The sequence below is a fragment of the Bradyrhizobium sp. Bra64 genome (genome assembly GCF_024519875.1).
In the GTDB taxonomy this organism is placed as follows: domain Bacteria; phylum Pseudomonadota; class Alphaproteobacteria; order Rhizobiales; family Xanthobacteraceae; genus Bradyrhizobium; species Bradyrhizobium japonicum_G.
This window is the reverse complement of sequence record NZ_JALJRD010000010.1, coordinates 56,520-74,038: the sequence shown is the minus strand read 5'-3', so window position 1 is coordinate 74,038 and position 17,519 is coordinate 56,520. Positions and strand designations below refer to the sequence as shown.

General features: G+C 65.0%; 17 protein-coding genes. 13 read left to right on the top strand and 4 right to left on the bottom strand.

Features of this window, described 5'->3' with window-relative positions:
* Positions 1-44: 44 nt before the first annotated feature.
* The gene (gene aat / locus NR187_RS25185) at positions 45-725 is read left to right on the top strand and encodes a leucyl/phenylalanyl-tRNA--protein transferase (RefSeq protein WP_256808019.1); all 681 of its coding nucleotides are present in this window, start codon (positions 45-47) and stop codon (positions 723-725) included.
* A 138-nt stretch (positions 726-863) separates the two neighbouring features.
* Here the strand turns inward: aat and NR187_RS25180 are convergent, their stop codons facing one another.
* The gene (locus NR187_RS25180) at positions 864-1,904 is read right to left on the bottom strand and encodes a DUF2155 domain-containing protein (RefSeq protein ID WP_211385576.1); all 1,041 of its coding nucleotides are present in this window, start codon (positions 1,902-1,904) and stop codon (positions 864-866) included.
* Positions 1,905-2,105: 201 nt separating this feature from the next.
* Between NR187_RS25180 and NR187_RS25175 the strand changes: the two genes are divergently transcribed.
* Positions 2,106-3,053 carry an alpha/beta hydrolase gene (locus NR187_RS25175; protein ID WP_256808017.1) on the top strand — a complete coding sequence of 316 codons (948 nt, stop codon included), beginning with the start codon at positions 2,106-2,108 and terminating at the stop codon, positions 3,051-3,053.
* Between the two features lie 14 nt (positions 3,054-3,067).
* Positions 3,068-4,078, top strand: a complete 1,011-nt coding sequence (locus NR187_RS25170) for a Na+-dependent transporter (protein WP_211385813.1) — start codon at positions 3,068-3,070, stop codon at positions 4,076-4,078.
* Positions 4,079-4,279: 201 nt separating this feature from the next.
* Here the strand turns inward: NR187_RS25170 and NR187_RS25165 are convergent, their stop codons facing one another.
* Entirely contained in the window at positions 4,280-5,221 is a 942-nt protein-coding gene (locus NR187_RS25165) for a GlxA family transcriptional regulator (RefSeq protein WP_211385573.1), read from the bottom strand.
* A 91-nt stretch (positions 5,222-5,312) separates the two neighbouring features.
* On the opposite strand from NR187_RS25165, the gene NR187_RS25160 reads away from it, so the two are divergent.
* The gene (locus tag NR187_RS25160) at positions 5,313-5,999 is read left to right on the top strand and encodes a DJ-1/PfpI family protein (protein WP_256808016.1); all 687 of its coding nucleotides are present in this window, start codon (positions 5,313-5,315) and stop codon (positions 5,997-5,999) included.
* 341 nt (positions 6,000-6,340) lie between these two features.
* Here the strand turns inward: NR187_RS25160 and NR187_RS25155 are convergent, their stop codons facing one another.
* The gene (locus NR187_RS25155) at positions 6,341-6,748 is read right to left on the bottom strand and encodes an NADH:ubiquinone oxidoreductase subunit NDUFA12 (protein ID WP_256808014.1); all 408 of its coding nucleotides are present in this window, start codon (positions 6,746-6,748) and stop codon (positions 6,341-6,343) included.
* Between the two features lie 248 nt (positions 6,749-6,996).
* Here NR187_RS25155 and NR187_RS25150 point away from each other — a divergent pair, with 248 nt between their 5' ends.
* The 3 genes from NR187_RS25150 to NR187_RS25140 all read left to right on the top strand — a co-directional run bounded on the left by NR187_RS25150 (position 6,997) and on the right by NR187_RS25140 (position 10,542).
* Positions 6,997-7,620: a BA14K family protein gene (locus NR187_RS25150; protein WP_256808013.1), complete on the top strand. Its 624-nt coding sequence runs from the start codon at positions 6,997-6,999 to the stop codon at positions 7,618-7,620.
* A 247-nt stretch (positions 7,621-7,867) separates the two neighbouring features.
* The gene (locus NR187_RS25145) at positions 7,868-8,290 is read left to right on the top strand and encodes a response regulator (protein WP_211385569.1); all 423 of its coding nucleotides are present in this window, start codon (positions 7,868-7,870) and stop codon (positions 8,288-8,290) included.
* On the top strand, positions 8,287-10,542 hold the full coding sequence (locus tag NR187_RS25140; protein ID WP_256808011.1) for a CHASE3 domain-containing protein: 2,256 nt from the start codon (positions 8,287-8,289) through the stop codon (positions 10,540-10,542). Before NR187_RS25145 ends, NR187_RS25140 begins: the two co-directional genes overlap by 4 nt.
* A 9-nt stretch (positions 10,543-10,551) precedes the next feature.
* Here NR187_RS25140 and NR187_RS25135 read toward each other — a convergent pair whose 3' ends face one another.
* Positions 10,552-11,247, bottom strand: a complete 696-nt coding sequence (locus tag NR187_RS25135) for a Crp/Fnr family transcriptional regulator (RefSeq protein WP_256808010.1) — start codon at positions 11,245-11,247, stop codon at positions 10,552-10,554.
* 254 nt (positions 11,248-11,501) lie between these two features.
* On the opposite strand from NR187_RS25135, the gene NR187_RS25130 reads away from it, so the two are divergent.
* The 6 genes from NR187_RS25130 to NR187_RS25105 all read left to right on the top strand — a co-directional run bounded on the left by NR187_RS25130 (position 11,502) and on the right by NR187_RS25105 (position 17,473).
* The gene (locus tag NR187_RS25130) at positions 11,502-13,514 is read left to right on the top strand and encodes a DUF3604 domain-containing protein (RefSeq protein ID WP_249129322.1); all 2,013 of its coding nucleotides are present in this window, start codon (positions 11,502-11,504) and stop codon (positions 13,512-13,514) included.
* A 15-nt stretch (positions 13,515-13,529) separates the two neighbouring features.
* Positions 13,530-14,396 carry a peptidyl-prolyl cis-trans isomerase gene (locus NR187_RS25125; RefSeq protein WP_211385566.1) on the top strand — a complete coding sequence of 289 codons (867 nt, stop codon included), beginning with the start codon at positions 13,530-13,532 and terminating at the stop codon, positions 14,394-14,396.
* Positions 14,393-15,388 carry a HupE/UreJ family protein gene (locus NR187_RS25120; protein ID WP_211385565.1) on the top strand — a complete coding sequence of 332 codons (996 nt, stop codon included), beginning with the start codon at positions 14,393-14,395 and terminating at the stop codon, positions 15,386-15,388. Before NR187_RS25125 ends, NR187_RS25120 begins: the two co-directional genes overlap by 4 nt.
* Positions 15,389-15,774: 386 nt before the next feature.
* The gene (locus NR187_RS25115) at positions 15,775-16,143 is read left to right on the top strand and encodes a DUF3302 domain-containing protein (RefSeq protein WP_256808009.1); all 369 of its coding nucleotides are present in this window, start codon (positions 15,775-15,777) and stop codon (positions 16,141-16,143) included.
* A gap of 2 nt (positions 16,144-16,145) precedes the next feature.
* On the top strand, positions 16,146-16,337 hold the full coding sequence (locus tag NR187_RS25110; protein ID WP_211385563.1) for a hypothetical protein: 192 nt from the start codon (positions 16,146-16,148) through the stop codon (positions 16,335-16,337).
* Positions 16,334-17,473: an HlyD family secretion protein gene (locus NR187_RS25105; protein WP_211385562.1), complete on the top strand. Its 1,140-nt coding sequence runs from the start codon at positions 16,334-16,336 to the stop codon at positions 17,471-17,473. The genes NR187_RS25110 and NR187_RS25105 overlap by 4 nt, the downstream gene beginning before the upstream one ends.
* The last annotated feature ends 46 nt before the right edge of the window (positions 17,474-17,519 follow it).

Genomic DNA, 17,519 nt, shown 5'->3' with positions numbered 1-17,519 from the left:
CCACCCATCGCAACCGCGTGCCGATCCTGCTATGATCGCGAACCATGACTTCGCGCGACTCCGCCTCGTCTGAAATCACGCCGGCCGTGCTGCTGCGCGCCTATGCCTGCGGCATCTTTCCGATGGCCGAAAGCGCCGACGACCCGACCCTGTTCTGGGTCGAGCCGGAACTGCGCGGGGTGATCCCGCTCAGCGGATTTCGCGTGGCCTCCCGGCTCGCGCGCACCGTGCGCTCGGATTCGTTTCGCGTCACCGTCAACACCGCCTTCAAGGCGACGATCGCCGGCTGCGCCGCGCCGCAGGCCGGACGCGAGGACACCTGGATCAACAAGCGCATCCGCGACCTCTATGGCGGCCTGTACGAGCTCGGCCATTGCCACAGCGTCGAGGCCTGGCAGGGTGAGGAGCTCGTCGGCGGACTTTACGGCGTGAGCCTGGGCCGCGCCTTCTTCGGCGAGAGCATGTTTCACACCGCGCGCGACGCATCGAAGGTCGCGCTGGTGCATCTGGTCGCGCGGCTGATCCATGGCGGCTTCGAGCTGCTCGACACGCAATATGTCACCGAGCACCTGAAGAGTTTTGGCGCGGCCGAGATTTCGCGGCGGCGTTACACCGCGCTGCTCGACAAGGCGCTCGCGGGCGAGCCCGGCGATTTCCTCAGGCTGTCTGGCGGCGAAGCGATCCCGGGCGCACGCGCGCTCGAGATCATCGCCGCGCGGCAATAATCAAGGAAATTAGCGGCCGGATCCGGGGGGATTTGGCCTAGAGCATGATCCGGAAAAGTGCGAAGCGGTTTTCCGAAAAGATCATGCTCAAACAAAAACCTGAAGCGCGATGACGATTCATCCCAATCTCATCGCGCTTTAGCGGCCAAACCCCGGGATGCCGAACAGACCCGGTCGCTGCTCGGGCGGCGGAGGTGGCGGCGGTGCGGGTTGCTGCTGCTGGATCGGCGGCAACGGCTGCGGCGGACGCTGCTGCACCTGCTTGGGCGCGGCCTTCTTCTGCGCGGGCGGCGGCGGTGGCGTCGCCGGCTTGGTGCCGGGATCCGGTGCCGCGGTCGCAATCGTCTGCTGCGGCTCTTTGCAGTCGGTCAGCCAGATGTCGTAGATCGGGTGCTCGACGCCGTGCAGGCCCGGGCTTGCCGCATACATCCAGCCCGAGAAGATGCGCTTCACCTCGCCTTGCAAGGTGATCTCGTCCACCTCGACGAACGCGTCGGTGTTGGCGGCTTCCGTGGCCGGCCGCGTGTAGCAGGCGTCGGTCTTGACGCGCAGCGCGCCGAACTGGACGGTCTCGCCGATCTCCTCGTCGAAATTGATGATGCGTCCGGTGATCTTGTCGAGACCGGAGAAGGTCGCCTTCTTGTTCACGATCTTCTGGGCCGGCGGTTCGGTGACGACCTCGTCGCCCGGCTGCAGGCTCGCGGGCGCCTGCGGCACGGCGCCTCCCGGTCCGCCCTTCTGCTGCGGCTGGCGCTGACCGGGCGCACCCGGAGCGCCTTGCGGACTGGGCGGAGCGATCGCCGCGGAGGGTAGCTGGTTGGGCGGCGCGGCGCTGGAGCCCGGCGGCGGCGCCAAGGGCTGGATCTCGACCGGCCCCGGCATCACATTGCCCTGCCGGCCCGGCGGCGGCATCGGGCGCGACGGCAGCACGCGGCCCTGCGGCGGCAACTCCGGCACCTCCTCGTCGTCTTCGGGAGTTGGCTGCGGCTGGGGCTGGCCGCGCGGAATGCTCCCGGGCGGCCGCAGCGGCGGGGGATCGGAGAAGATCGTGCCGATCTGCGCCTGAGCCGGCGTCGCAACCGTCAGCGCTGTGGCGGCCAAAAGCGCCGCAAGACCTGTCAGGGTAAAGGTTCGAAACATCTCGCGCGGCTTCAACAGCGAATCGGGTTTGCTGGACATTCTAGAGGGGTACCGCCGCTCGCAGGCCATCCGGTTAACACGGCGAATACGGCGGGGGAAGGGCGGCATCCCTGCCCTTCCCGGCCCGGTCTGGCCAGATCGGCCCCCGGATGGGATAGTCGATACGCCTCTCCCCGGGGCCAAAGCGGGCTTTCCCTGATAGCCGACGTCCAACCAACCAGAAACCGCCAGGTCGCCTCCATGCCCGTTGCGCTCGATCCCGATGCTGCCGCCGTCTACAAGGCCTTCCAGGAGGCCGGCCGCCCCGCCTACGAGACCCTGACCGCACCGGAAGCGCGCGCCTATTACTTGCAGGCGCGTGTTGCCACCAACCCCGAGCCGCCGGAACTCGCCCGCGTCACGGCGCTGTCGATCCCGGCGCCCCACGGCGCGATACCCGGGCGTATCTACGTTCCGAAACAGCCGCGCCGGCACGGCGGCTTGTCCCCCGCGCTGGTGTTCTTCCATGGCGGCGGCTGGGTGATCGGCGATCTCGACTCCCACGACGTCGTCTGCCGCCAGCTCGCCGTCGCGGGCGCCCTGATCGTGATCTCGGTCGATTACCGCCTCGCGCCCGAGCACAAGTTTCCCGCCGCGACCGACGATGCCATCGCCGCGACCCAATGGGTCGCCGCGAACGCGGGCGAGCTCGGCATCGACGCCTCGCGCATTTCGATCGGCGGCGACAGCGCCGGCGGCAATCTCGCCGCCGTCGTCGCGCTTGCCGCGCGCGACGGCAACGGTCCTGCGATTGCGGGCCAGCTCCTGATTTACCCCGCCGTCGATTTCGCCATGACGCACGGCTCCCACAGCGAGCCCGAGACCAGCGTGCTGCTGACCCATTCGGTGATCCGCTGGTTTCGCGATCATTACCTCAACGGCACCGCCGATACCCACGACTGGCGCGCATCGCCCGCGCAAGCGAAAAGCCTTGCCGGCCTGCCGCCGGCCTATGTGCTCACCGCCGGCGCCGATCCCCTGCGCGACGAAGGCGACGAATATGCCGAGCGTCTGAAGCAGGCCGGCGTGCCCGTGGCTTACAGGCATTATCCCGGCCAGTTCCACGGCTTCTTCACGATGGGAAAATTGTTGCGCCAGGCCAATGTCGCCGTCAGCGAGATCGGCGAATGGCTGAAAGGGTTGGGCTGATTCCGACGTCCCGCATGCCATCCGTCTTTCAAAACCTCTTCGCCCTCCCCCTGCGCGGGCTGACATGGCTCGGCGGCCAGGGCACCCGCGCGGTGGCCGCCGTCGTGTTCGTCGCGGTCGCGGTGCCGCCGCTCGGGGCGCTGCTGCGCCCCTATGTGACCGAGGCGATCTTCGTTCTGCTCTGCATCTCCTTCATGCGGGTCGATCTGGCCGCGCTCTACGGCCATTTGCGCCGGCCCGCGCTGGTCGCGACCGCGACCGCCTGGACCATGATCGGCGTGCCGCTGATCGTCGGGCTGATCGTCCATGCCAGCGGGCTCGCGGCGCGCTCGCCCGGCCTTGCCCTGGCATTGATGCTCCAGAGCATCGCCTCGCCGATGATGGCCGCGCCGGCGCTGGCCGCGCTGATGGGCCTCGACGCCACGCTCGTGCTGGTCACGCTGGTGACCGCGACCGCGCTGGTGCCGTTCACGGCATCGCTGTTCGCGAGCCTGTTCCTCGGCGACATGCTCAGCATCTCTCCGCTTGCGCTCGGCCTGAAGTTGCTCGGCATCCTCGCAGCATCGCTGCTGGCCGCGACCGTGATCCGATGGGTCTTCGGCGCGGCCGCGATCCAGCGCCACAGGCAGCCGATCGACGGCTTCAACATCATCATCCTGCTGGTGTTCGCGACCGCGATCATGGGCGATGTCGCGAGCGATCTCGTCGCCCGGCCGATCTTCACCATCGGCTTTGCAGCTCTCGCCTTCGCGATCTATTTCACGCTGCTCGCCGTGACCACGCTGCTGTTCCGCCGCATCGGCTATGAGCGCGCGCTGGCGCTCGGCCTGATGGTGTCACAGCGCAATCTGGGCGTGATACTGGCGGCCACCGCCGGCGCGCTGCCGCCCACCACCTGGCTCTATTTCGCGATGACGCAGTTTCCGATCCACCTTGCGCCCTACATGCTGACGCCGATCGCGCGGCGGCTGACGGCGCGGGCGCAAACATCCGCGGCGGCGGGAAAGCTGGCGGCTGAACCGTAACCTTCTTCAGCCGGTGAAATAAAACGGTCCAAAAAACACGACAGCCGTAAACACGAGTTCGATGCCGGACAGGGCTTGATCGACAGCGGTGTACGTTTTTGGAAAGCGCCGTCTCGCCAGCTACCCGAGGCAAAATGCGATCATCGCGAGGTTGACGAACAAGAGCTGGCCGATTGATTTCGTCCACAAGATCCGATGCTTCTACCCCGCCCGCGCCGCGCGCCGCAGCGCTTGCGGGGGCTGGCCGAAGGCGCGGATGAAGGCGCGGCGCATGCGCTCGGGGTCGCCGAAGCCGGTCGCTTCCGCGACCAGCTCGATCGCCTCGCGCGAGGACTGCACGCGTTCGCGGGCGACCTCGATGCGCAAGCGCTCGATCGCTTTCGACGGCGTCGTGCCGGTCTCGGCGGCAAAGGCGCGGGCAAAATGCCGCGCGCTCATGCCGGCGCGATCGGCGAGATCTTCCACGGTCAAGCGGGCGTCGAGGTTTTCGCGCGCCCAGGACAGCAGCGCGCCGAAGCGACCGTTCGGCGTCTTCAATTCCAAAAGCGACGAAAATTGCGACTGGCCGCCGCTGCGGCGATGATACAGCACGAGCTGCCGCGCAGTGTCCTGCGCGATCTGCTCACCGTGATCCTCCGTCACCATCGCGAGCGCAAGGTCGATGCCCGCGGTGATGCCTGCGGACGTCCACACATGACCGTCGCGCGTGAAAATCTGGTCGGGCTCGAACTTCACCTTGGGATAGCGCGCGACGAAATCCCGCGTGCGTCCCCAATGCGTGGTGGCGCGGCGGCCATCGAGCAGGCCGGCCTCGGCCAGCACATAGGCGCCCGAGCAGACGCTGGCGACCCGCACGCCGCGCCGTGCCAGCCGCTGCACGAAGGCGCGCGTGACCTCGCAGCGCGCGGCATCCGTCACGCCCGCGCCTCCCGCAATGACCAGCGTGGTGATCGCATTCGCCGACTTGAAGTCGCGCGCCATCATCTCCACGCCGGACGAGCTGCGCACGGGCCCCGCGTTCAACGCCAGCACGCGGATCCCGGTCGTCGTCTTGCCGGTGCAGCGCGCCGCGATCTCGAACACCGAGATCGGGCCGGCCGCATCGAGCAACTGGAAGTCCGGGAAGATCAGGATACCGATCATGGTCATGTCCGAAAGCGAGGGAAATACGCCATTTTGGACGGAAGGGCATCATGAGAGGCTGCTTCCGTCAAGCACATAATTGGAGGCTCTCATGTCGTCACCGCTCCAGATCGGACTCCTGGTGTTTCCGCGCGTCACCCAGCTCGACTTCACGGGTCCCCTGCAGGTGTTCTCCTCCGTGCCCGGCGCAAAGCTGCATCTGATCTGGAAACGGATCGAGCCTGTGCCGAGCGACTCCGTGCTGATGCTGACGCCGACCACGACATTCGCCGACTGTCCGCAGCTCGACGTGATCTGCGTGCCCGGCGGCGGCGGCACCAACGATCTGCTCAATGACGAAGAGGTGCTGGATTTCCTGCGCAAGCAGGCCGAAGGCGCGAAGTATGTCACCTCGGTCTGCACGGGATCGCTGGCGCTCGGCGCTGCCGGCCTGCTGAAGGGCTACCGCGCCGCCACGCATTGGAGCGCGATGGAGATGCTCGGCCAGTTCGGCGCGACGCCGACCAACACGCGCGTCTGCGTCGACCGCAACCGCGTCACCGGCGGCGGCGTCACCGCTGGAATCGATTTCGCGCTGACGCTGGTGTCGATCATGGTCGACCGCATCACCGCGGAGGCGATCCAGCTTCAGCTCGAATACAATCCGGCACCGCCGTTCAATGCAGGCTCGCCCGACACCGCACCCGCCGAGGTGCTGGCGCTGCTCAGGGAACGTGGCGCGCAGGGCCAGGCGCGCCGGATCGATGCGGTGAAGCGCGCCGCCGCGCGGCTGATGTAGGAACCAGAAACAGAAAAAGGCCGCCCGGTTTCCCGAGCGGCCTTTCCTGTCTTACGGCGGCTGCACATTTCATCGGGCGATTTCGGAACTTCCAGACCGGGGGCCTATCTCCCGATCGAGTCCTGGTCGGCGGCCGCTGCATCTCGGGACAGTCGCGAACTGTTGCCCGAACCGAACGCGATGGTCTCCCATCTCCGCAAGATGGGACGATTGAGCCGCATCGCTCGCGTGGCTGCAACGCCCGCGCAGGAGTCATCCCCGCTGTTCCCGTTGTCCACAGCAGGGTGAGGCGGATGCGCGTGCATCCAATCCGGCAATGAAGATTCGCGTTGGGCCGAAGGCTAGCCAGGCGTCCAGGGATGGTAGTCGCCGGTGGCCTTCGGCCGCTTGCCGCTGGCGAGCGTCGAGCCCGAGGGACGGTAGGCGTTGGCCGTGCCGGTGAGATTGGGCTGGTGCGGCTTTTCCCACTCGCGCGGCTGGTAGTTCTCCTGCGTTGGCGGCACATCGACGGTGTGATGCATCCAGCCGTGCCAGGACGGCGGGATACGGCTCGCTTCCGCATAGCCGTTATAGATCACCCAGCGCCGCTCGAAGCCGAGCGTCGGGTCGATCGCCCCGCCGCGGGTGCGATAATAGAGATTGCCCTGCTCGTCCTGGCCGACCAGCTCGCCGTAGCGCGTGGTCCAGAGCTGGGTGCCAAAGGTCTCGCCACTCCACCAGGTGAAGAACTTGAGGAAGAATTGTTTCATGCGGCAAGGGCCCTGCTTCGTCGGGTCCTGATGCCATCCGGACGGCGAAATGTCCAGTTCGGCGACTGCGGCGGTGCCGCGCTGCCGATGGGGTCTTCCCGGCACGGACAGTGCCCCAAATCGGACGCGATCCGTTCATGCTGGATACAGCGGCCCGATGAGACGCTGACTGTACCCGCGCAAACCGTCGCGATCCCAGGAACTATGGCCCTTTCGCGGGGTTTGCTTCCGGGAAAAGGAGTTTGACCATGAGAAGCCTTAAAGTCTTGAGTGCCGCTGCAGCAGTGGCGTTGGTTCTTCCGTTGGCGACACCGAGCTTCGCCCAGGGCCGCGGTGGCCATGGCGGTGGTGGCGGTGGCCACTTCGGCGGAGGCGGCGGTGCACACATCGGCGGTGGCGGTGGTGGTGCCCATTTTGGGGGTGGCGGCGCCCGCATGGGCGGCGGCAATTTCGGTGCGGCACGTGTTGGCGGCGGCGGCGCCAGCTTCGCGGCAAGCGCAGCTTCACGTAGCGGAGCTGTCATCGGCGGCGGCGGTGGCCGCAGCTTCGCAGCAGCCGCAGGCAACAACTGGAACGGCGGCAGCCGTCATTGGCACGGCGGCGGCGGGCGCTATCACGGCGGCGGCTTCTGGCCCGGCGTCGCGGCAGGCGCTGCGATCGGCGGCCTCGGCTCGTACGCCTATTACGGCGGCGGGTACTACAACGATCCCTACTACTACGGCGACGACAGCTATTATGACGAACCGTCAGTGGCGGTCGTGCCCGACAGCGGCGGCGATTCCGCAGGCTATTGCGCCCAGCGCTACCGGTCCTACGACCCGGCCTCGGGAACCTATCTCGGTTACGATGGCCTGCGTCATCCCTGCCCGTAAGCCGACCGACAACGCTTGAAGAAGAAGGCGTCGCAGCGATGCGGCGCCTTTTTTCGCGCCTCTCGTGCGCCCCGGCTGTTGGCGCGCATCGTGCGCATCATGGGGCGACTTTTCGGACAATGCTATGCAAGCGGACCTGTATTCACTTCACCGTGCATACCTATCCCTATCCAATCCCAAATTGACCCGCCGCACGATTCGCCTATATCACCAATGATCGTGGGGACTTCGATTACTGGGAAATGTCATGCCGCGTGTGCTCGTGGTTGATGACGATCCGATGGTCGGCGCGACCATCGAGGTCCTCCTCCAACGTCAGGGCTTCGACGTCACGCTGGCCGACGGCGGCGAAACGGGACTGGCTGCGCTGGAAGCACAGGCCTTCGAGGTGATGCTGGTCGACATCTTCATGCCGCATATGCGCGGCTTCGAGTCGATCCGCATCTTCCACGAGCGCGCGCCGGCGGTCCCGCTGATCGCGATGTCCGGCTACGCCTTCGCATCATCGGCCTCGCCCTCTCCCGACTTCCTCCGCATGGCGCTGGAGCTCGGCGCGACACGCTGCCTGCGCAAGCCGTTCACGCCGGACGCGCTGCTGACCACGATCCGGGAATGCCTCGCCGGGCCGGGCGACGGCACACGGCCGAAGGACAAGAAAGAAGTCCCTTGATCCCAACGCAGCGCGTCATTCTCGGTGCTGGACTTGCCATCCTCCTGATCATCACCGCCGCCTCGATCGGTCTCGACGTCAAGTCGCGGTCCGATGCGGCCCACGTCAGTCATACCGTCCAGGTGCTGAAGAAGATCTCCGATCTGCGCGGCCTGATGCGCCGCGCCGAGAGCGCCGCACGCGGCTACGAGATCTACCGCAGCCCGGGCTTCAGCGAGGAGTTCCAGGCAGTCCACGCCCGGATCGCGCCGGCACTCGCCGACCTCAAGCGCGGCGTGCGCGACAATCCCGACCAGGTCGCGCTGCTGGAGGGCACCGAGCCGCTGGCGCTGCGACGGATCGAGATCGCCGCCGAGGCCATGCGCCTGCGCGCCGGCAACGATCAGGACGGCATTGCCGCGCTCCAGGGCAAGGGCGAGGGCCGCGGCCTGATGGAAACGGTGATGGGCAACCTCGATCGTCTGGGCGCAGAGGAAGAGCGCGTGCTCGCCGCGCGCTCCCGGGATTCGCGCCGCACCGGCATCGTGCTGCTCGGCATCGACGTCGCCGGTGCGCTGGTGATCCTGCTGCTGGTCGTGATGGTGATGCGCGAGAGCCGCCGCACCGAGGTGGCGCTCAAGAGCACGCTGCTGGAGACCACGGCCGCCAAGCAAGTGCTCGAGGCGGCGGTGGCAGAGCGCACCGAGCATCTGGTCACCGCGCATGACGAGCTGCGCCTGTCGGTCAACGTTCTGCAGAGCACCTTTCGCAGCATGGCGGAGGCGGTGCTGGTCATCGACGTCGAGGGCAACGTTCTTCTGTCCAATCCGGCCGCGGAGCGCATGCTGTTGCACCGCGCCGGCATGAATCTGCGCGATCTGCGGATGCTGTCGGACGTCTTTCATGGCGACGGCGTCATGCCGATGAAGCCCGCGGAGCTGCCTTCCGTGCGCGTGCTGCGCGGCGAGCCGTTCGAGAATCTGGAGATGATCGTCCGCCCCCACAGCGGCAATCAGCCCCGTCACCTCATGGTCAGCGGCCGGCCGATGCTTGACGGGCAAGGCAACGTCTCCGGCGCAGTGCTGGTCTATCACGACGCGACCGTTTCGCGCGAGACCGAGCGGCAGCTGCACCAGTCGCAGAAGCTGGACGCCATCGGCAAGCTGACCGGCGGCGTCGCGCACGACTTCAACAACATGCTGACCGTCATCTCCGGCAATACCGAGACGCTGGTCGCGAGCCTGAAGCAGCAGCCCGAGCTGCAGCGCGTGGCGCGGCTGATCGACGATGCCGCCGAGCGCTGCGCCGAGCTGATCCAGCACCTGCTCGCCTTTGCGCGCAGGCAGCCGCTGCAGCCGCGCAACGTCGAGATCAACGCCGCGGTCGCGGACATCGCCAAACTGCTGCGCCCCACCCTCGGCGAGCAGATCCAGATCGAGACCGTGCTGGAACAGGGGCCGATGACCGCGCACATCGATCCGTCCCGGCTTACCAATGCCGTGCTCAACATGGCGATCAACGCCCGCGATGCCATGCCGAACGGCGGCAAGCTGCTGTTCGAGGCCCACCGGGTCGTGCTCGACGAGGCCTATGCGCAGAACAATCCCGATGTGCGGCCCGGCCCCTACGTGATGCTCGCCGTCAGCGACACCGGCACCGGCATGCCGGCCGAGGTCCAGCAGAAGGCGTTCGAGCCGTTCTTCACCACCAAGGAGGTCGGCAAGGGTTCGGGCCTCGGCCTCTCCATGGTCTATGGCTTCGTCAAGCAGTCCGGCGGCCACATCAAGATCTACAGCGAGGAAGGCCACGGCACCACGATCAAGCTCTATCTGCCGCCGGGCGAAGGCATGGCGGACACGGCGGTCGCCACGACGCCGCAGGCCGAAGGCGGCGCCGAGACCATTTTCGTCGTCGAGGACGACAACCTCGTGCGCAACTTCGTCACCGCGCAGCTCCAGAGCCTCGGCTACAACACGGTCGCCGCGCCCGACGGCCGCGCCGCGCTGGAGCTGATCGAGGCCGGCCAGCCGTTCGACCTGCTGTTCACCGACGTCGTCATCCCCGGCGGCTTGAGCGGGCGCGAGCTCGCCGAGGAGGTGGCCAGGCGCCGCCCCGGCCTGAAGGTGCTCTACACCTCCGGCTACACCGACAACGCCATCGTCCACCACGGCAAGCTCGACGACGGCGTGATGCTGCTGACCAAACCCTACCGCCGCAACCAGCTCGCCGAGATGATCAGGAAGGCGCTGAACGGCAGGACGGCGACGGGCTGACGCGCCAAGTCATTCGCGCAGCATTCTCCTCAGCCGGTCCGGCGCAAGCATCTCGATGCGGCGATACGACAGCGCCACGCATCCATCGGCTTCCAGCGCACGCAAGATCGCGCCGGCAGTCGTGCGCGCAACATTGGTCATGCGCGCGAGATCCTCATGATTGATGTCGATCTCAATCGGGCACTGGCTTGGGGGGGTTGTGAGCCTGCAACCCGCAGTACGAAGCAGAACGGCGACGAACCGTTTGACGTGGTTGCGTATCATGAGGTCGTCGGCTGCTCCCAGAGACAGGCGTAGATGATCAAGCGTTACCAGACCCAGATATCGCCACGCAGAAGGATCACGCTTGACGATCTCGTCGACGGCTGAGAGCGGCAGGTGAAACAATTCACTATCTCGGGTGGCCGTGAGGCCGATCATCCGAGGCTGACGCGTGAAGGCGGCAGCCTCTCCAAACCACGTACCGGGCATCGCAAAATGCGCGACATAGGGCCCCTCTTCCTGTGGTGCCATCGTGACACCGAGACCCCCGGCCACAAGACCGAACATGCCGCCGGGCCTGTCGCCGATCGAGTAGACAGACGCGCCCTGCTTGAACCGCTGGAGCAGGCATCGAGCCAGGACTTCGCCCTGAAACGATGCAGGCGTCTGGCTCAGCCAGCCTTGCTTGAGGACCGTTCTGCACGCCTCATTGCGGTGCAACATCAGACCTCCAATTGACCACCCGTGAACATTCGTCGATCCCATCTCCTGATACTCTGGTGGGCAGTTCGCTTTTTTGATCCATCTCAACTTGTGCAGCGGCGCGCTTGGCCGAATGCGACGGTCTACCCGCGCAAATTGTAAGCTGGGCTCGAGCCCACAATGTCAGCAGCGTGTTCTTTAGCTCATCAAGGTTGAACCAAGTCCGACTTGTTGCGTCGGCCGTCTCACAGACGTGCCAATGAAGGATGAACAAAATGATGGCCCGACGCTCGATCGCGATCGTGATTGCCGGATTTGGGCTTGCGGTCGCCCTTCCCGAAAACACTCAAGCCCAATCCGCAGCGGCTGGAATCGCCAGCGATGATGTCTCGGTCAAGGGCGCGTTCGATCCCGACGACGGCGTCAGCCGCGAAAGCACACCGGAGACGACCGCAGCCGTCGAGGCAAAAAAGCGCTATTCGCCCTATGCCGGACGCAAATATCCGACCCGCGTGTTCTTCGGCGACACGCATCACCACACCGCCAATTCCGGCGATGCGTTCATGGGCGGCAACAAGCTCAGCCCGGAGCAGGCCTACCGTTTCGCGCGCGGCGAAGAGGTTGTGTCCTCATCCGGCGTACCGGCAAAGCTCTCGCGCCCGCTCGACTTCCTCGTGGTGTCGGATCACGCCGAGGGGCTCGGCCTCATGTTTCAGGTCGCCGACGGCAACCCGGCATTTGCTTCGGATTCCACTCTCGTGCGCTGGGGCAAGGCGCTGAAGACCGGCGGCAAAGCGCAACAGGATGCCATGAACGAGCTCGTGTCGGCGCAGGCCCAAGGCACTTTGCCCGCGCCGATCAAGGACCCCAAGGTCGTCGCTCCCATCATGAAATCGGTCTGGCAGGACTACACCTCGACAGCGGAGAAGTTCAACGAGCCCGGACGCTTCACCGCGATGATCGGCTTCGAATGGACGTCGGTTCCCGGCGGCAACAATCTGCATCGCAACGTGCTGTTCCGCGACAACAAGGACAAGGCCGACCAGATATTGCCGTTCTCGGCCTGGCAGAGCGAAGACCCGGAGAAACTCTGGGCGTGGATGGAGAAATACGAGCAGAAAACCGGCGGCAAGCTGCTCGCCATCCCGCATAACGCCAACCTTTCCAATGGCCGTATGTTCGAACTGGTGGATTTCGCCGGCAAGCCGCTCTCGAAGGACTACGCCGAGCGACGCGCGCGCTGGGAAGTGCTGCAGGAAATGATGCAGACAAAAGGCGCCAGCGAGACGCATCCTGCACTGTCGCCGAACGACGAATTCGCGGACTTCGGCATCGCCGGCTGGGAATATGGCAACCTGACGCTCGAGGACAAGCCGCTGTCGCGGGAAATGATGCCGACCAACTATCTCCGCTGGGGATTGTTGCAGGGCCTCATGCAGGAGCAGAAACTCGGCATCAATCCGTTCAAATTCGGCTTCATCGGCGGCACCGACGTGCACAACTCGCTGACCTCGATCGAGGAGGACAATTTCTACGGCAAGCATGTCAACCAGGAGCCGCGTCCAAACCGCTGGGAGCACGTCTCCAAGCAAGGCTTCGGCAAGACGCGATACACGTGGCAGTATACCGCCGCCGGCTACGCGGCGGTGTGGGCGACCGAGAACACCCGCGAAGCGCTCTGGGACGCGATGAAGCGCAAGGAGGTCTACGCGACCTCGGGCACCCGCATGACGGTTCGTCTGTTCGCCGGCTGGGACTTCACGGTCGATGACGCGCGTTCGCGCTACGTCGCCGAGACCGGCTACGCCAAGGGTGTGCCGATGGGCGCGGATCTGCCGAAGCCTCCGGCGGCGGGCAAGGCCCCGACCTTCCTGATCGCGGCGATGAAGGATGCGCTGGGCGGCAACCTCGACCGTATCCAGATCGTCAAGGGCTGGCTCGACAAGGCCGGCAAGCCGCAGGAGAATATCTACAACGTGGTGTGGAGCGATGCGCAGCGCCGCAGGCCCGGCAAGGACGGCAAGTTGCCGCCGGTCGGCGACACCGTCGACGTGGCGCATGCCAGTTGGACCAACAGCATCGGCGCTTCCGAACTCGTCGGAGTCTGGAAGGATCCGGACTTCGATCGATCCGTGCGGGCGTTCTACTATGCTCGTGTCATCGAGATCCCGACGCCGCGCTGGACCGCCTATGACGCATTCCGCTTCGGGATCAAGATGCCGCCGGAGGTGCCGATGAAGCATCAGGAGCGCGCCTGGACCTCGCCGGTCTGGTACACGCCATCATAAGCCGCGGCCGGAACCATGATCAAACGTCTGCTCGAAGAGCCGCTGCTGCATTTCCTGGCGCTGGCGGTCGCTGTCTTCGCCGCTTACGGCCTCCTCAATCGCTTTGATGCGGGCAAGCCTGACGAGATCATCATCACGGAGTCCCGGGTCGAGCGCCTTGCCACTCAGTTTACAGCGATCTGGCAGCGGCCGCCGGCAAGCGTCGAACTGAAGAATTTGATCGACGACTACGTCAAGGAGGAGATTTTCGTGCGCGAGGCGCTTGCGCTGGGTCTCGACCGGGACGACACGATCATTCGTCGTCGCCTCCGTCTCAAGATGGAGTTTCTGAACAGCGCCGAGACTGCGACCCTGTCGCCAACCGATGCCGAGCTCGAAATCTATCTGAAGGACCACGCCGGCAAGTTCGAAATCGATCCCGCGTATGCCTTCGTGCAGGTGCTGTTGAGTCCGGACCGGCATGGCGACAGGCTCGATCGGGACGCAGCGTCGGCCCTTCAGATCCTGCGCACCAAATCATCGATCGATCCGGGTGAATTCGGGGACGCTACGCTGCTGCCGCAGACGCTGGAGCTCACCAGCAAGGCCTCGATCAGCCAGACATTCGGACCGGCTTTCGCCGAGGCTATCGACAGGATCGCGCCCGGGCAGTGGACCGGCCCGGTCGAGTCGGACTTCGGATTGCATCTGATCCGGGTCACGGAGCATCAACCGGGACGCATGCCCGCGCTAGCCGAAGTTCGCGCCGCCGTCGAGCGCGAATGGGGCAATGACAAACGAAAGGCGATCGAGGGACAACGCTTCGCCGCGCTGCTGACGAGCTACCGGGTCACCATGGAGGAGAAGCCGCAGGCCCGTCCCAGACCGGTGAATGGCCCATGATCCGTCTGGCCAGCATTCTTCTCCTTCTCGCGCAATTGTTCGCCGCAAATCTCGCCGCGGCCGATGAACTCCGGCCGGCCTATCTCGACATCCGCGAAACTGCAGCAGACGAATTCGCGGTGGTGTGGAAGGTGCCGGCGCTCGGCGATTTGCGTCTGGGCATCTATGTTCGCCTGCCCGCGTCTTGCCAACCAAAAGCGGAGCCGGTCAGGACCATTCAGGCGGGGTCCTTCTTCGAACGATCGAGCGTGGTCTGCGCCGGTGGATTGAAGGGTCGCGAGATTTCCGTCGATGGCCTGAGGTCGGGTGTCACAGATGCGCTGGCGCGGATCGAGTACCGCGACGGCACCACGGAAGTCGCGCGGATCACCCCGGACTCCTCGACGATCCTCGTGGCCGGCGCTCAGAGCAGGCTGGAGGTGGCCAAGACCTATCTGTTGCTGGGGATCGACCATATCCTCACCGGCTTCGATCATCTGATGTTCGTGCTTGCGCTGATGCTGCTGATCCGCGACTTCTGGACTCTGGCGAAGACCATCACTGCCTTTACGATCGCGCACAGCGTCACGCTGGCAGGCGCCACACTCGGCTATTTCAACCTGCCGCAAAAACCGGTCGAAGCCGCCATCGCGCTCAGCATCGCCTTCGTGGCAAGCGAACTCATCAAGATAAGGCCAGGCGAACGTCGGCTTTCGCAAGCCCATCCATGGGTGGTGGCGTTCGCCTTCGGATTGCTTCACGGCTTCGGCTTTGCCGGCGCGCTCAAGGAGACCGGATTGCCGCAGCTGGATATCCCGGTGGCTCTGCTGATGTTCAACGTGGGCGTCGAGGCCGGCCAGCTCCTGTTCGTTGCGACGATCCTGCTCGTGGTCAGAGCGGCGACAGCGCTCGTCACTTTTCCGGTCATGCCGGCTCGCCTCACCGCGGCCTATCTGATCGGCACCATATCGATGGTCTGGTTCGTGACGCGGGTCGGTAGTTTCGCGATCTGATCTGGAGATCGCTCGGACCGCTTTCGGCCTTCAATTGGTAGCTCGTGATCAATGTCAATTCCCGCGGCCTGTTACGCTTCGGTGGCCTTTGATCTAACACGACGAATACCATGGCTTGCACGGCCGGACGTTTCAAATCCGACCGCGCGTTCTGCAAGTGGATTGGAACGAACATGAAAGCATCAGGCGCTCTGAGCTGCGGACTCCTGGCATTCCTCCTTATGCTGATTGAGATCGAGCCAGGCGCGAACGTCGGCGCCTATAGCCCTATGAACGTCGGCCGAAAACTTGCGCAACCTCATTTGGGCGACGCCGACAAGGACCAGGGAACACTCGGTCTTCTCCGCGTGGGTGCGCCTAAGTCTGGACAGAGCTAGGAGGTCAACGTGCAGTTTACGCTACAAGGGTTCGGCCCATTCCTGCATTGGCTCACGCTCGGCATCCTCTTTGTGATGCCTGTGGTTCTGGGGCTGCTGATCTTCAGGCTGGGACGCCTTCCCGGCGACATCGCCAGGGCGCGCCACCATCCGCAAGCGGATGCCATCAGCGTTTGCGGCTGGATGGGTATCATTACGCTCGTGTTGTGGCCCATTGCGATGGTGTGGGCGCATCTCGACCTGCCGGTCGCGGCAGCCGAAGGTCCCGGTTCGGCACAAGCTACACCGTCGCAAATGGGCAAGCTGAAGCAGGCTTCGCAGCGGCTCGCGGCGATCGAGGCAAGCTTGCCCAAGGCGCCTGCCGGGCGAGGAGCCTAGCCATGCTCTGGGCAACCGTCAGTTCCGTCTTCGTGATCTACCTCTACCGTACGCTCAACGCGCCTTCCGGGCAGAATGAGGCTGATGTCGTGGCGTCGGCCGACGCGATCGAGGACGAGTTGACAAGGCTTCTCGGCCGGATTGCGGCCATCGAGAACCTCACCGGCAGCAAAGCGCGGGAGACCACGCCATGATGGCTGCCATTTTCGGTCTCTACATGCTGATCATTTGGCTGATCTTCGCCAAGTTCAAATTGATCCGCCTGACCCTCCCCATCGCTATCACCCTGGCTGCGGTCGGCCCTCTCTTTGCCTTCTTCATTCTCGTGTCGATGAACAACTATCACCCGTCATCGACGGATGCGCGGGTGTTCCAGCGCATCGTTCAGATCATTCCGCACATCACGACGCCAGGACGGGTCCAGGAGATCCTCGCGCAGCCGAATACACCAATCAGGAAAGGCGACGTCATTTTCCGGATCGACCCACAGTCCTTTCAGTTCGAGGTCGAACGGCTCCAGGCGGCCCTGGCCGCCGCCCAGCAAAACGTCCCGCAGTTGAAGTCTTCGCTCGACCAGGCGTCCGCGGGGGTCGAAAAGGCCACGGCACAGTTTGACCTCGCGAAGGCCGATTTGCAGCGGCAACAGGACCTGTTCACCAAGCAGGTGGTCGCGCAGGCGGCTCTCGATCGCGCCCAGCGCAACGCCGAAACCGCGGGGCAAGTGGTTGCCGAAGCCAGAGCGGCCGAGGACCGCGCGCGGCTCGCCTATCAATCCAACATCGGCAACGACAACACCGCCGTGGCACAGGTGCGCCAACAGCTGGCGGCGGCAAAGTACAATCTCGATGAGTCGGTCGTTCGCGCGCCGTGCGACGGCCATGCGGTCAATCTGCAGCTTGTGCCGGGTGCGGTCGTCAGTGCCGCCGCGTCCGTACTGCCATTCGTCTGCGACCGCGACGAAAGCAACCTCGGCGTCGTGGTCGCAACCTTCATGCAGGGCCCCTACCTGCAGATCAAGCCCGGAGAGTATGCGGAGGTCGTGTTCCCGATGTACCCCGGCCGCGTGTTTCCCGGCAAGGTGATCACGACCATCGACATGGCCAGCGAAGGACAACTGACCGCAAGCGGTCTGTTTCCGGGCGTCGGCAACCCCGGCAATGCGCGATTTGCCGTTCGCATCCGACTGGACGATGCGGAACAATTGAGATTGCCCGCAGGCACCCAGGGCGACGCCGCAATTTACAGCGGCAACGTGCAGATCGCCGGGATCATTCGAATGGCGCTGATGCGGATGACAAGCTGGACCAACTACCTCTACTTCACGTCATGAACCGGAGGGCGCCGTCGTGATCAGAAACGGGCTGTACGCGCTAACC

Excerpts from the sequence above, each read along its gene's own strand:
- NR187_RS25180 (WP_211385576.1), bottom strand. The coding sequence starts at position 1,904 with ATGTCCAGCAAACCCGATTCGCTGTTGAAGCCGCGCGAGATGTTTCGA.
- NR187_RS25105 (WP_211385562.1), top strand. The coding sequence starts at position 16,334 with ATGATGGCTGCCATTTTCGGTCTCTACATGCTGATCATTTGGCTGATC.
- NR187_RS25130 (WP_249129322.1), top strand. The coding sequence starts at position 11,502 with ATGATGGCCCGACGCTCGATCGCGATCGTGATTGCCGGATTTGGGCTT.
- NR187_RS25135 (WP_256808010.1), bottom strand. The coding sequence starts at position 11,247 with ATGTTGCACCGCAATGAGGCGTGCAGAACGGTCCTCAAGCAAGGCTGG.
- NR187_RS25110 (WP_211385563.1), top strand. The coding sequence starts at position 16,146 with ATGCTCTGGGCAACCGTCAGTTCCGTCTTCGTGATCTACCTCTACCGT.
- NR187_RS25125 (WP_211385566.1), top strand. The coding sequence starts at position 13,530 with ATGATCAAACGTCTGCTCGAAGAGCCGCTGCTGCATTTCCTGGCGCTG.
- NR187_RS25165 (WP_211385573.1), bottom strand. The coding sequence starts at position 5,221 with ATGATCGGTATCCTGATCTTCCCGGACTTCCAGTTGCTCGATGCGGCC.
- NR187_RS25150 (WP_256808013.1), top strand. The coding sequence starts at position 6,997 with ATGAGAAGCCTTAAAGTCTTGAGTGCCGCTGCAGCAGTGGCGTTGGTT.
- NR187_RS25120 (WP_211385565.1), top strand. The coding sequence starts at position 14,393 with ATGATCCGTCTGGCCAGCATTCTTCTCCTTCTCGCGCAATTGTTCGCC.
- NR187_RS25145 (WP_211385569.1), top strand. The coding sequence starts at position 7,868 with ATGCCGCGTGTGCTCGTGGTTGATGACGATCCGATGGTCGGCGCGACC.
- NR187_RS25155 (WP_256808014.1), bottom strand. The coding sequence starts at position 6,748 with ATGAAACAATTCTTCCTCAAGTTCTTCACCTGGTGGAGTGGCGAGACC.
- aat (WP_256808019.1), top strand. The coding sequence starts at position 45 with ATGACTTCGCGCGACTCCGCCTCGTCTGAAATCACGCCGGCCGTGCTG.
- NR187_RS25175 (WP_256808017.1), top strand. The coding sequence starts at position 2,106 with ATGCCCGTTGCGCTCGATCCCGATGCTGCCGCCGTCTACAAGGCCTTC.
- NR187_RS25160 (WP_256808016.1), top strand. The coding sequence starts at position 5,313 with ATGTCGTCACCGCTCCAGATCGGACTCCTGGTGTTTCCGCGCGTCACC.
- NR187_RS25170 (WP_211385813.1), top strand. The coding sequence starts at position 3,068 with ATGCCATCCGTCTTTCAAAACCTCTTCGCCCTCCCCCTGCGCGGGCTG.